Below are 13,281 nucleotides of genomic sequence, written 5' to 3' on the forward strand. Positions count from 1 at the left end.
GCTTTATGCTTTGGGGAAAGGTTCACATGGCTCAGTTCTCAGTGAAAATAATGCGCCTTAACGGCTCAGTTCTGGGTGCAAATCAACATACGCGACTCTACGGCGGCTTGTTTCAAACACGAGCCAAGCTTCCACCGGTGCCTGACCCAGCACATAAGGTGCCTGACCCAGCACATAAAAACGGCCAAAGCCACAAGATGTACAGATACGCGTTGGCATCGGCCAGGTCACGACAATGCCGGAAAAACCGCGTCAGGTGCGGTAAGGCGTGATGTCGTCAGCGGACAGCGCGTAACCGACCTCTGCCAGTTGGGTTTGTGTCGCGGCGGCGCCGAACATGCCTGTCACTGTGATCGGCGCAAACAGCCGGTCGGATTCGAACGGTCGTTCAGTCGTCACCAGCACAAGCTGGTTTGCAGGGGGCGGCGGCACATGAATGCAGGCGCCGACAAACGGAACCAGCATGAAAACCGTGACCCCCTGACCATCGAAATCCAATGGGATGATAAAACCGGACAGCCGCACAATGCGCCCGTTCCAATCCGACCGGATCCCTGACGACGCCGGCTGCTGGCTGGCCATCGCCGTTTCGTCATGCGGTCCGAATCCCTGAAGTGCGGGCGGGATGTAGTCTTGATTCTCCGGCACCAAATCCCGCCATTGCAGGTCCACGATGTCGTCCGCGCGCAACCCGGTCGCTCGCAAACCGGCCAGTCCAGCAAGTCCAAGGCACAGCCCGCGCCGGGTGATCGGCAGTGTCACCATTCGTAGATTTCGATGTTCAGGGCCGCCAGTTCGTAACCGATGTCGCCCAGATCGGTCGATCGCAGGTTGGTGGACATTTGCCCGGTGACCCAGATCGCGTCCCACAGGTTGTCGCTGGGCCATGGATTTTTGGCCGTCACGAACACCAGCTGGTTGGGCGGCGGCGGTGGCACATGGATGCAGGCACCGACATAAGGCACCAGCACAAATTCCGTGACACCATCGGCCACGGTTTCGAGCGGAATGATATAACCCGGCATCCGGATCACCTGACCATTCAGCGCGGTGTTCAGCTTGACGCCGTTTTCGTCAAAAATCGGGGACCACGTGTCGTTGACTTCGTCCTTTTCGCCGTCGGCGATGATTTCCGAATACGGCACGCCGGGCGGGATCAGATCATCCCATGTGATTTCACGATAGGGCTGCGCAAATCCGCGCGCGGGTGCCACGATGCCGGCGGCGGCCAAAAGCCCGAAGTGCCGGCGCGTCAATGTAAGGTTTTTCATCATATCCTCACCATCATGCCATCAGCGAGCGACAACCGATAGGCCCGTATTGCCGGAAACAGGCTAACAACAGCCGCAGCGACCATCACAATGCCGAGAACCCATGCCTCGCGCAATGTCGGCGGGGCAATCGGCAGCCAGATGCCGAACGCGGCATCGATCCAAGGCTGGCCCACAAACAAGCTGACATACAGTAATATCAGGCCCAGCGCCCCACCCAGGGCCGCCATCAACACAGCCTCTGTCACCAATAAGCCAAGGATCGTTGCGGGCCGCGCGCCCATCGCGCGCCAGATTGCCATTTCCCGGCGTCGTTCATTCAGACTGGAAAAGATCATCGCCATCATGCCGATCAGCGCGGTCACGACCACCAGCGCCGATACCCCGATCAGGGCGGTTTCCGCGATGCCCACGATCTGCCACAGTTCTTGCAGGGCGACACCGGGCAGCACGGCAAGCAACGGTTCTTCGGGATATTCGTTGATCCAGCGTTGCAGGCCAAAGATTTGCAATCGCGATTCCACACCGACAAGGGCGGCGGTAATTGCGGTCGGTGTCAGGTCCATCTGGCGGATGACATCGACCGGGGTGCTGCGACCGGTGTTGCCGCCGTTCTGCCAATCAACGTGAATGGCCTCTATCGCCTGCAGCGTGACGATCACGGTGCGGTCCACGGGCGTTCCCGTCTTTGCGATGATCCCCGCCACCCGGAACGGCTGATCCGTGTGGTCGGTAAACGACGCCAGCCCGTGCGACACGATGATCGGATCACCCACGGCATACCCCAGTGTCGCCGCCACATCGGCACCGATCACCGCGTCGTACAGGTCGTCCAGCCCATGGCCTTCGGCAATGTCCAATGACCGCCCGCCGCGATACTGGTAGTGGTCGAAAAACGCAGGCGTCGTTCCCATCACCCGGAACTGACGATGACTGTCCCCAAGCGAGATCGGGACAATCCAGTCCACCTGTGGCCGCGCGGCGATGTCCTGATAGCTTTCCCATGTCACGTTGTTGGTGGCATTGCCGATCCGGAAGACCGAATACAGCAACAGTTGCACCGACCCCGACCGCGCGCCCACGATCAGATCAGTGCCCGAAATCGTATCGGCAAAGCTGGCCCGCGCACCGGTGCGCACCTTTTCCACCCCCAGAAACAGCCCCACCGACAATGCGATGGCCAGAATGGTCATACCGACGGTCAGCGCGCGCGCCATCAGCGATTGGCTGGCAAGACGCAGGATCATGCGGCGGTCCTTTGGGTTTTGATGATCTCTTCCAGCCGGATGACGCGGTCGAACCGCTGGCCCAGCCGTTCGTCGTGACTGACCATCAACAGCGTGGACCCTGCCCTGGTCACCTGATCGAACAGAAGATCCAGAAAATTGCCCTGCGTCGCGGCGTCCAGCGCCGATGTCGGTTCATCCGCAACGATCAGCGCGGGCGCACCGATCAGCGCACGCGCCACGGCGACACGTTGCTGTTGCCCGACGCTGAGCCGTCCCGCCTGTGTCGTCAACACATCGACCGGCAGGCCAAGCGCCGCACACAGCCGGGCCGCCTCTGCACGGGGATCACCTGTGCGGGCGCGGCGCCCCGGCGCAAAGCGCAGGGGCAACAGAATGTTGTCGATCACGCGGGCATAGGGCAGCAGATTGAACTGCTGAAAAATCACGCCGATCCGTTCCGCACGAAGCCTGTCCCGCGCACCGGCCCGAAGGGCACCCAGATCGTTGCCGTCGACCATGACCTGCCCCGATTGCGCCGTAGCGATCCCGCAGACCAACGACAGCAGCGTCGATTTACCGGACCCGCTGGCCCCCAGCAGCAGCACGCTTTGCCCCTGCGCGATCTGGAACGCCGGGCAATTCAGCGTAAACCCGCCCTGCCCCGGCCAGGTAAATGTCACATCGGTCAGGGCAAGGGCGGGTACGGTCATGCGTCGTTCAACACCAGTTCTGCGGTATCACGGTCGATTTCGGCGGCACTGGCACCGGCATCGGTCACAAACTGCGCTTCGATTTCCTGCGCGTTCGGGAATTGATCGAAGAACGGCAGGCCGATGCGGGTCAATGCGGCAGGATCGCCGCAGTCAAAGCCATAGGTCGCATGAAATTCGGTGTGTTCAGCGCTGTCGGCGTTTTCAGCGTCGGCATTGTCATGATCGTCGTCGTGGTTATGCGCATCATCGCCATGGTCGTCATGGTGTTCATCGTCGTCAGCGTTCAAATTCACCGCGACATCGGTCAGGCGACATTGCGCCGCGTCGGGCAAAGACACGATATTTTCGGTGACCAGCATGGCGCGGAGCGCTTGTGCAATGGCGTCCTTGTCCGCGTCGCTGCTTGCCGCGTATTCAAAGCCGACGATGTTCACGCCGGGCGATGTAAGCTCGATTTCAAGCCTGTCCCCTTCGACCACCAGCGTCATGGTGCTGACACCATGCACATGGCTGTCCATTTCGCGGGTCTCCTGCGCCATCACGGGTGCTGCGGCCACAGCCGCCAGAATCGCGAGTCCATACGTTTTCATAATGATTCCCTTTATTCGTATCTGATCGTTGTTCAGAGGGCCAAGGCAACGCCTTTGCGCCGCATTGGCCCGATGTTCAAAGCTGAATGACCGTTAGAGACAATCCGCCAGAGCGGTCGCCAAATTCCGCAGCATGTCAGGATAGAGCGCGGCACCCGGTTCAAGGTCGGACCCCAACGGATCAAGCACACCGCTGCGCGCGGGAGACCCATCCATGACGGCGGCCATGATGCCAGGATTGAACTGTGGTTCTGACAGCACGCAGGTCACGTCTTGCTGTGCGACACGCGCCTGAATTTCAGCAACCCGCGACGGACTGGGATCGGTCGCGTCCGACACGGAAATCGCGCCCGATGACGGGAAGTCGAATGCGTTTTCAAAATATTGAAAGGCATCATGAAAGACGATGAACTGAGCGTCGCGCACAGGGGCCAGAATGGCGTCAATCTCTGCACGCAGGCTATCCAGTTCCTGCTGTCCCGCATCGGCGTTGGCGGTATAGGTCGCGGCATTTTCAGGGTCCGCATCAGACAAGGCCCGTGCGATCACATCCAGCCAGACCGACGCGTTGTCTGGGGATAGCCACGCATGCGGATCATGGTCGCCGTGATCGTGTTCGGCGTCGTCACTGGCGTGATCATCTGCGTGGTCGTCATGACCTGCGGCGTGATCATCTGCGTCGCCTGCATGATCGTCAGTATGTTCGGCGTCATGATCATCATGATCGGCGTGATCTTCGCTGTGTTCGGCAGTGTCGTCGTTTTCATGCGCGTGGACTTCGAACAGGGCACCCTCGCGGACGGGCAGTTCTGTCGTGCCCTCTGTTTCCAGCAGTTCGAACACAGCCGCATTGGTGGCCAGCGTGCCGATCGCGTCACCCAACCAAGGCGTCAGGTCTGCGCTGACCCAAAATACAAGGTCAGCCCCCTGCAATGCTGCGGCTTCTGACGGGCGCAGGCTGTATTCATGCGGGGTTGCACCGGGGGCCACGATCAACGACGGCGCACCGACACCATCCATGACGCGGGCCACCAGCGAATGAACCGGGGCGATATCGACCGCGACAGCGGGCGCATCCGCAAGCGCTGTTCCTGCCAGCAGCGCGGCCGCAGCAGTCAGGGGGGCAAGGTTTCTGGACAAGGGTGTCTCCATGTGATTATATAACGTTACAAATTTCTTACAGGAAATGTAATAACATGACAAGCGGCACGGGAACCGGATCTTTGTCCCCTACCGATCCAGTCGGGTTCGACACGCATGATCACGATGACTGCATCAGCACCGCCGTCGCGTCGGCGGAGGCGTTTTGCACAGGTAACAGCCTGCGGTTTACCCCGGTGCGCCGCAAGGCGCTTGAAATCCTGTTGCAGGAACATCGTGCACTGGGCGCTTATGAAATGCTGGACCGCTTGCGCGATGCGGGGTTCGGGTCACAGCCGCCCGTGGCCTACCGCGCGCTGGAATTTCTGGTGGCGAATGGCTTCGCCCACAAGATCGAACGCCTGAACGCCTTTATCGCCTGCGCCCATCCCGGCGCCAACCATTCCCCTGCCTTTCTGATCTGCCGGTCCTGTGACAACGTCGCAGAGGCACAATCCGCACCGGCCCGTGGCAGTCTGGGCGATGCCGCCCGCGCGGTCGGCTTTCAGATCGAACGCACCATGGTCGAAGCGGTGGGGCTGTGTCCCTCTTGCGCGAAATCGCCCACCCCATGAATCTGGTATCCGTTGAAAACATCAGCGTCGGCTACGGCGCGCAAAAGGTGTTGCGAAATGTATCCTTGGCCATCGCGCCGCGCGAGATCGTCACCATCGTCGGGCCGAACGGTTCCGGCAAGACAACGCTGCTGCGCGCCCTGATCGGTGCCGCACGCCCATCGCAGGGGCATATCCGCAAAAGAACCGGGTTGCGCGTCGGCTATGTGCCACAAAAGCTGCATATCGACCCGACGCTGCCCATCACCGTGGAACGGTTCCTGCGGCTGCCCGGTGGCATTGCACGCAGTGCCTGCGCACAGGCGTTGCGCCGCGCCGGTGTGCCGGACCTGTCGGGACGGCAGATGTCGGACCTGTCCGGGGGCCAGACGCAACGCGTCCTGCTGGCGCGCGCCCTGATCAACGAACCCGAACTGCTGCTGCTGGACGAGGCGACGCAAGGGTTGGATCAGCCCGGGTCAGCCGCATTCTACCGCCAGATCGAGGATGTGCGCCGGACCACCGGTTGTGCCATCCTGATGATCAGCCACGAATTGCACGTCGTGATGAGCGCGTCCGACAGGGTCATTTGCCTGAACGGTCATGTCTGCTGCGAAGGGACGCCCGACATCGTATCGGCAGCCCCCGAATATCGCGCGCTGTTCGGCACCGGGACGGGCGGCGCGCTGGCGCTGTATCGTCACGATCACGACCACGCCCATGACGACACCTGTGACCACGCCCACGGACATGATGCGCACGCGCATCCGACAAAGGCGGCTGAATGATGCTGGATGATTTCATGACCCGCGCCATGCTGGCGGGTGTCGGCGTGGCCTGTGCTGCCGCCCCGCTGGGCAGCTTTGTCGTTTGGCGGCGCATGGCCTATTTCGGGGATGCAACGGCGCATGCCGCGATCCTTGGCGTTGCGTTGTCGCTGGCGCTGAACCTGTCGATCTTTGCGGGCGCGGTCGCTGTTGCACTGATCATGGCGCTGACAGTGACGCTGCTGACCGGGCGCGGCTATGCAATGGATACGCTGCTGGGCGTCCTGGCCCATTCCGCATTGGCATTCGGGCTGGTGGCGGTGTCGTTCCTGTCGGGCGTCCGCATCGACCTGATGGCCTATCTGTTCGGTGACATTCTGGCCGTGTCGCGCGGGGATCTGGCCGTGATCTGGGCGGGTGCGGCACTTGTCGTCGGGTTGATCGCATGGCGTTGGTCCGCCCTGCTGACCGCCACCCTGAGCGAGGAACTGGCCTATGCCGACGGTATCGATCCGCGGCGCGAACAACTGGTTCTGACCGTGGCGCTGGCGATCACGGTGGCCGTCGCGATCAAGGTTGTGGGCGTCTTGCTGATTGCCGCCATGCTGATCATTCCCGCCGCCGCAGCGCGCCCGCTGTCGCGCACGCCCGAACAGATGGCGCTGATTGCGGCGCTGATCGGTGCGGCGGCGGCGGTCGTGGGGCTGCGGGCGGCCTATACGTTTGACACGCCTGCCGGGCCGTCCATCGTCTGCGTCGCAGCGGTCGTGTTTCTGGCGACCAGTCTTTTGCGGACGCTGCAAACACGGGATCGCAAACCACGCTAGGCATATCGTCTAGCGGGGCAAAGGTCGCGCGATGTCTGATGGCACCTTGCGCGGCGGGCTTGCATGGGGTGGCGAAAACGACAACAACTGCCGGACCTGACACGGCCAATGGCCGATCAACGCCTGACCAATGGACACCTGCCATGGCCAACCCGCTTTATGACGCATTGTTCGGCCGCCATGCAGGCAGGGACACACCGTTTCTGCATGTCCCCGATGGCAGCACGATCACGCATGACGCATTTCTGCGGCTTGCCGCGCGCTATGCCCATGCGATCACGGACGCGGGCCTGCGCCCCGGCGACAGGCTGGCGGCACAGATCGACAAATCACCACATGCCTTGGCCGTTTATGCCGCATGTGCCCAGTCCGGCGTTGTCTTTTTGCCATTGAACACCGACTACACACCCGCAGAGCTGGATTATTTCATCGGCAATTCCGGTGCCCGGCTGGTGCTGGGCACCACCCGCGCGGCGGACGCGCTGACACCGATCGCAACCGCCCATGACGCAACCTTGATGGCACTGGACGCGGATGGATCAGGCAATTTCGCCGCCGCCGCCGCCCACCGGCCCGAAAGCTTTCCCACGGCAAAACGCAGCGGCGACGATCTGGCGGCGTTGCTTTACACCTCTGGCACGACGGGGCGATCCAAAGGCGCAATGCTGAGCCAGGACAACCTGTTGTCGAATGCCCGTACCCTGACGGATTATTGGCGTTTTACGGCGGACGACGTGCTGCTGCATGCCCTGCCGATCTTTCACACGCACGGGCTGTTCGTCGCCACCAACATCACGCTGCTGGCGGGCGGCGCGATGATATTCTTGCCGGGGTTCGATCTGGACCGGATGATCGCTGAACTGCCGCGCGCCACGGCGCTGATGGGTGTTCCGACATTCTACACCCGGCTGCTGGATGATCCCCGGTTCGACGCGGATCTGGTGGCAAACATGCGGCTGTTCATTTCCGGCTCTGCCCCGTTGCTGACTGAGACGCACATGCATTTCGAACGCCGCACCGGGCACCGGATTCTGGAACGCTACGGCATGACCGAAACCAACATGAACACATCCAACCCCTATGATGGCGAACGGCGGGCGGGCACCGTGGGGTTCCCCCTGCCTGACGTCGCGCTGAAAATCACCGATCCCGCAACGGGCCAAACGCTGCCGCAGGGTGACATTGGCCAGATCGAGGTGCGTGGCCCCAATGTGTTCCAAGGCTACTGGCAAATGCCCGACAAGACGGCAGAGGAACTACGCCCCGACGGGTTTTTCATCACCGGCGATCTGGGGCAAATCGATGCCGACGGCTATGTGACCATCGTGGGCCGCAACAAGGATCTGATCATTTCGGGGGGATACAACGTCTATCCCAAAGAGGTCGAACAGGAACTGGATGCCCAGCCCGGCGTCCTGGAAAGTGCCGTGATCGGCGTGCCGCACCCCGATCTGGGCGAAGCCGTCGTTGGCGTGCTGGTCGCGCAACCGGGTCAAACCCTTGACCCTGACGCGATCCGTAATGCCATCGGGGACCGGCTGGCGCGTTACAAACACCCCAAGCGGTTGATCCCGGTGACAACGCTGCCGCGCAATACGATGGGCAAGGTGCAGAAAAACCTGCTGCGCACCCAACATGCAGATCTGTTCACCTGACGCCCCGCCCCGTCACCATATCAGGACATAATGCCATGCTGGACCCGATCCGGGACTGGGACGATGCCTTTGCCAATATGGCGCATATACCGGGGTCGGATCGTTTGCCCGACCAGTGGACACAGGCGGCAGCGGCCTACCGTGCCAGCGGCGTGCGGATCGATCAGGGTATCGCCTATGGCAATGCCGAACGCGCACGGCTTGATCTGATATGGCCTGATGGTCCGCCGCTAGGGTTGGCGGTGTTCGTGCATGGCGGCTACTGGATGCAGACCGACCGGCAGACATGGACCCATCTGGCGGCAGGCGCCGTGGCGCGCGGCTGGGCAGTCTGCCTGCCCGGCTACACACTTGCCCCTGACATAGCCATCGCAGGCATCACGCAACAGATTGGTGCAGCGATTGCCTGTGCTGCCGGGATGGTCACAGGGCCATTGCGGCTGGCGGGGCATTCTGCAGGCGGCCATCTGGTGACACGGATGATCTGCGACGATACCCCGCTGCCGCGCGCCGTGCTTGACCGGATTGCCGGGGTCGTGTCGATCAGCGGCGTCCACGATCTGCGCGCCCTGTGCCACACGCGGATGAACACGACATTGAAGCTTGATCAGGCCACAGCACAGGCCGAAAGCCCCGTGCTGCACCGCCCGGCCCGCGCTGTGCCATTGACCTGCTGGGTCGGTGGCGGCGAGCGGCCAGAGTTCATCCGCCAGTCGCGCCTGCTGGCGGCGATCTGGAACGGGCTGGACCTGCCGACGGATTGTATTCTGGACGGCAACCACGATCATTTCAGCGTATTGGATGGTCTTTGCACCCCTGACAGCGCGCTGGTGCGCCGCTGGTTGGCCGACGACACAGCCCCCACAGATACGCGAAAGGACACCGCATGACGACATTCGACGAAGATCTGTTCCTGAAGGGTCTGGAACGGCGCAGGGCCACACTGGGGGCCGACTATGTCGACCGCAATCTGGCGGCTGCCGATGATTTCACGCGCCCCTTTCAGGACGCGATGACCGCATGGTGCTGGGGGTTCGGCTGGGGCGACGACGTGATCGACGCCAAAACCCGCAGCATGATGAACCTGTCGATGATCGGCGCATTGGGCAAGATGCACGAATGGGAACTGCACTGTCGGGGGGCCATCGCCAACGGCGTGACCCGTGACGAGCTGCGTGCGATCATCCACGTGATCGGCATCTATTGCGGCGTGCCGCAAGCGCTGGAATGTTTCCGCGCCGCCCGCCGCGTGCTGGACGACATCCCGGCCAGTGACGCGCCCACACAAACGCCGCCTGACGCAACGGCGGACTGAACCGCGATGCATTGCGCCCATGCCGCTTCTGCGGTTTGCTGACCGCAGGTTTCGGGGGGGCACTGCAGGCATGACACAGGATACGCAAACGCTGGATCTAGATGCGGTCGAACGCTATCTGACAACGCATCTGCCCGGCTTTCAGGGGCCGGTGGCGGCTGAAAAGTTTCAGGTCGGCCAGTCCAATCCGACGTTTCGGCTGGATACGCCGAAACGGCGTTATGTGCTGCGGCGCAAACCCCCCGGCGTCTTGCTGAAATCGGCCCATGCGGTTGATCGCGAATTCAGGGTGCAGCGCGCGCTGGCCGATACCGATGTGCCGGTCGCGCAGGTGCATCTTTTGTGTCAGGATCCCGCAATCATCGGGTCCGATTTCTATGTGATGGACCATGTGGATGGGCGGAATTTCAACGAACCGACGCTGGACGGACTGACGCCGCCCGACAGGCGGGCGCTGATGGACGACTGGAACCGCGTGCTGGCTGCCCTTCACAACGTGGATATCAACGTGGTCGGGCTGGGCGACTACGGCCCGCCGGGCAATTATCTGGAACGCCAGATCGGGCGCTGGACGCAGCAGTACAAGGCGGCGGAAACAACCCCGCTGCCCGCAATGGATGCGTTGATCGCCGCGATGGCGGACCATCGTCCCGCCGACGACGGCCAACGCACGCTGGTCCACGGGGATTACCGTATCGACAACATGATGTTTGAACGGGACGGCACCCGTTGTCTGGCCGTGCTGGACTGGGAGCTGTCGACGACCGGCCACCCCTATGCCGACCTTGCTGCCGTTCTGATGCAATGGCAGATGCCCCCCGGCCCCGATACGCGTGGCCTGATGGGGGTGGACCGGGGCGCGCTTGGCCTGCCGTCGGACGACGAATTTGTTGCGCGATACTGCGAAGGCCGCGGGATCGCACGCATCGACAATCTGGGGTTCTACGTCGCCTTTTGCTTTTTCCGGATGGCCGCGATCCTGCAGGGTGTGTTCCGCCGGTCGCTGGATGGCAACGCGTCCAACCCCGAAGGCGGGCGGCGGGCAGAGCAACTGGTTCCGCAATTTGCCAAAGGCGGGCTAGCCGCGCTGGAAACCTAATCCTGCGTCGCGCCACGCGGCAAAACCACGCTCACTTGCAAACCGCCGGTCGCGCGGTTGGCCAGCGTCACGGTGCCGCCGTGGGACAGGATGATATTGCGCGCAATCGACAGGCCAAGACCCGCCCCGCCGGTATCTGCGCTGCGGCTGTCATCGCCCCGCACGAACGGATCGAACATCGCGTCCAGCCGGTCGGGTGCGATCCCCGGACCGTCATCCGTGATCGTGACCGTGACCAATTGCGCTGACGCATCGATGGCCACCGCTGCCGATCCCGCATAGCGCAGCGCGTTGTCGATCAGGTTGCCCAACGCACGGCCCAGCGCCACGGGACGCCCGCGCACCCGCACCGGGCCGGACGTGGTCAGCGTTGCACCGCGTTCGTCGGTCAGGCGGGTCAGCAGCGCCGACAGGTCCAGTGTCACGGTCTGTTCCGCCTCTGCCGATCCTTTGGCAAAGGCGACAAGACCGTCGGCCATCACTGTCATGTCGTTGAGCGTGCGGATCATCGGGGCCGCGTCGACGGGGTCCAGCATTTCGGCCCTGATCCGCAGCGACGTAATGGGCGTGCGCAGGTCGTGCCCGACGGCCCCCATCGTGCGCATCCGTTCCGCGTCGAAACGCGCGATGCTGGACTGCATCGCGTTAAAGGCCGCCGCGACCTGCCGCAACTCGCGCGCGCCCTGCTCTGGCACACGGGCGCTGCGGTCACCGCGCCCGGCGGCGCGTGTGGCCGCCGCCAGATGTGACAAGGGTCGCGTCAGTCGGCGCAGAAACAGCGCGCTGACCCCCAGCGTCGACACCAGCGACAGGCCCAGCAGCATAAAGAACATCCGGTCATCGAACCCCGGCGATCCCGGTGGCACGTTGCGGGTCGCAAGGTTCATCCACTGCCCCCCGCCACCGCCCAGACGGATCGAAATTGCAATGGCACCACCACGGCGGTGCATTCCGTCACGCCCGTCACGCCCCAGCGGCAGGATCGCGCCCCGCACATCACGGTCCGGCAACCGTTCCGACAACGCGCGGGTCAACGCCTGTGCCTGCGGTGCACGTGCCGCGATGTCACCGACCAGCGGGACAGGCGTGACGCTGACGCGTGAAAACCGGGTCGAGGCGTCGCTTGCGATTGTCATACGCGCGGCAGGTGGCACAGCCTCCAGTGCCGGAACCAGCGACAGGACGCGTTCGATTTCACGATCGACAATGGCTGCCCGGTCCATCTTGTCGCGGTCCATCGCCAGCAGGATCAATGCCGCGACATTGGCCGCGATCAGTGCTGTCGCCAGCAACAACAGAAACCGTCCCGCCAGACCGTCGGGGATCAGGCGCATCATACGGTGTCCACCGTGGCCACCAGACGGTAACCGCCGCCCCATTCCGTGACGATCAACGCAGGACGCGCAGGGTCGTCTTCCAATTTGCGGCGCAGGCGGCTGACAGCGTTGTCGATGGCGCGGTCATAGGCCTTTGTATCGCGGCCTGCGGTCAGGTCCAGCAGGCGCGACCGGTTCAGGACAGTGCCGGGATGATCCAGAAAGATGCCAAGCAACCGGTTTTCCCCCGATGTCAGACCAACGGCACGTCCGTCTTGATGGATTAGCGACAGTGCGCCGGGGTCGTGCACCCAGCCTGCGAACCGCCGCCGGTCGGTGGGCACCGCGGGCGCGGGTTCCGGCACACGGCGCAGCACCGCGCGGATGCGCGCCAGCAGCTCGCGCGGGTTGAACGGCTTTGTCATATAGTCGTCGGCGCCCATCTCCAGCCCGACAATCTGGTCGGTGCCATCGGCCATCGCGGTCAACAGGATGATCGGCGGCCCCTTATGTTCGACCAGCCAGCGGCACAGGCTTAGCCCGTCTTCGCCCGGCATCATGACGTCCAGCACCACCAGCGCGATCCGCGAGTCGTCCAGCACGCGGCGCGCGTCACCGGCATTTGCGGCCAGTTGCGTGCGAAATCCCTGTTTGCGCAGATATTGCCCCAGCGGCTCGCGGATATCGCGGGCATCGTCCACGATCAGGATCTGGGGCGTCTCTGCGTCGCGCATGGCTGTCATCCGGTCTGGGTTGCCCCGTGATAGCGGGCTTGGCATGTCCCGATCCAGTGCCGAGTCGATCA

Annotated in this window: 15 protein-coding genes; 7 read left to right on the forward strand and 8 right to left on the reverse strand. The window is 63.0% G+C overall.

What is annotated here, in order from left to right; genetic code table 11:
* Positions 1-252: 252 nt before the first annotated feature.
* The 6 genes from GZH79_RS11235 to GZH79_RS11260 all read right to left on the reverse strand — a co-directional run bounded on the left by GZH79_RS11235 (position 253) and on the right by GZH79_RS11260 (position 4,943).
* Positions 253-765, reverse strand: coding sequence for a DUF3299 domain-containing protein (locus GZH79_RS11235; RefSeq protein WP_211643883.1), 513 nt, complete (start codon positions 763-765; stop codon positions 253-255).
* Positions 759-1,274: a DUF3299 domain-containing protein gene (locus GZH79_RS11240; RefSeq protein ID WP_211643884.1), complete on the reverse strand. Its 516-nt coding sequence runs from the start codon at positions 1,272-1,274 to the stop codon at positions 759-761. The genes GZH79_RS11235 and GZH79_RS11240 overlap by 7 nt, the downstream gene beginning before the upstream one ends.
* A complete protein-coding gene (locus GZH79_RS11245; protein ID WP_211643885.1) occupies positions 1,271-2,518 on the reverse strand; it encodes an ABC transporter permease in 1,248 nt (415 codons plus the stop codon). The genes GZH79_RS11240 and GZH79_RS11245 overlap by 4 nt, the downstream gene beginning before the upstream one ends.
* Positions 2,515-3,210, reverse strand: coding sequence for an ABC transporter ATP-binding protein (locus tag GZH79_RS11250; RefSeq protein WP_211643886.1), 696 nt, complete (start codon positions 3,208-3,210; stop codon positions 2,515-2,517). The genes GZH79_RS11245 and GZH79_RS11250 overlap by 4 nt, the downstream gene beginning before the upstream one ends.
* Complete coding sequence (locus GZH79_RS11255; protein WP_211643887.1) at positions 3,207-3,803, reverse strand: DUF2796 domain-containing protein; 597 nt, start codon at positions 3,801-3,803, stop codon at positions 3,207-3,209. Before GZH79_RS11255 ends, GZH79_RS11250 begins: the two co-directional genes overlap by 4 nt.
* Before the next feature lie 93 nt (positions 3,804-3,896).
* Positions 3,897-4,943: a zinc ABC transporter substrate-binding protein gene (locus GZH79_RS11260; RefSeq protein WP_249219132.1), complete on the reverse strand. Its 1,047-nt coding sequence runs from the start codon at positions 4,941-4,943 to the stop codon at positions 3,897-3,899.
* 56 nt (positions 4,944-4,999) lie between these two features.
* On the opposite strand from GZH79_RS11260, the gene GZH79_RS11265 reads away from it, so the two are divergent.
* The 7 genes from GZH79_RS11265 (at position 5,000) to GZH79_RS11295 (ending at position 11,160) form a co-directional block, all read left to right on the forward strand.
* Positions 5,000-5,518, forward strand: coding sequence for a transcriptional repressor (locus GZH79_RS11265; RefSeq protein ID WP_211643889.1), 519 nt, complete (start codon positions 5,000-5,002; stop codon positions 5,516-5,518).
* Positions 5,515-6,285 (forward strand): metal ABC transporter ATP-binding protein, encoded by a 771-nt coding sequence (locus tag GZH79_RS11270; protein WP_211643890.1) that lies wholly within the window; start codon positions 5,515-5,517, stop codon positions 6,283-6,285. The genes GZH79_RS11265 and GZH79_RS11270 overlap by 4 nt, the downstream gene beginning before the upstream one ends.
* The gene (locus tag GZH79_RS11275; RefSeq protein WP_211644017.1) at positions 6,285-7,091 is read left to right on the forward strand and encodes a metal ABC transporter permease; all 807 of its coding nucleotides are present in this window, start codon (positions 6,285-6,287) and stop codon (positions 7,089-7,091) included. Before GZH79_RS11270 ends, GZH79_RS11275 begins: the two co-directional genes overlap by 1 nt.
* Positions 7,092-7,234: 143 nt before the next feature.
* On the forward strand, positions 7,235-8,746 hold the full coding sequence (locus GZH79_RS11280; RefSeq protein WP_211643891.1) for a malonyl-CoA synthase: 1,512 nt from the start codon (positions 7,235-7,237) through the stop codon (positions 8,744-8,746).
* Between the two features lie 35 nt (positions 8,747-8,781).
* Positions 8,782-9,636, forward strand: coding sequence for an alpha/beta hydrolase (locus GZH79_RS11285; protein ID WP_211643892.1), 855 nt, complete (start codon positions 8,782-8,784; stop codon positions 9,634-9,636).
* Complete coding sequence (locus tag GZH79_RS11290; protein ID WP_211643893.1) at positions 9,633-10,061, forward strand: carboxymuconolactone decarboxylase family protein; 429 nt, start codon at positions 9,633-9,635, stop codon at positions 10,059-10,061. Before GZH79_RS11285 ends, GZH79_RS11290 begins: the two co-directional genes overlap by 4 nt.
* Positions 10,062-10,131: 70 nt before the next feature.
* Positions 10,132-11,160, forward strand: coding sequence for a phosphotransferase family protein (locus tag GZH79_RS11295; RefSeq protein WP_211643894.1), 1,029 nt, complete (start codon positions 10,132-10,134; stop codon positions 11,158-11,160).
* On the opposite strand, the gene GZH79_RS11300 is transcribed toward GZH79_RS11295, so the two are convergent.
* Positions 11,157-12,497, reverse strand: a complete 1,341-nt coding sequence (locus GZH79_RS11300; protein ID WP_211643895.1) for an ATP-binding protein — start codon at positions 12,495-12,497, stop codon at positions 11,157-11,159. The genes GZH79_RS11295 and GZH79_RS11300 overlap by 4 nt on opposite strands.
* Entirely contained in the window at positions 12,494-13,210 is a 717-nt protein-coding gene (locus tag GZH79_RS11305) for a response regulator (RefSeq protein WP_211643896.1), read from the reverse strand. The genes GZH79_RS11300 and GZH79_RS11305 overlap by 4 nt, the downstream gene beginning before the upstream one ends.
* Positions 13,211-13,281: the final 71 nt, after the last annotated feature.

The organism is Loktanella sp. SALINAS62 (genome assembly GCF_018263905.1).
Taxonomy (GTDB): Bacteria; Pseudomonadota; Alphaproteobacteria; order Rhodobacterales; family Rhodobacteraceae; genus Loktanella.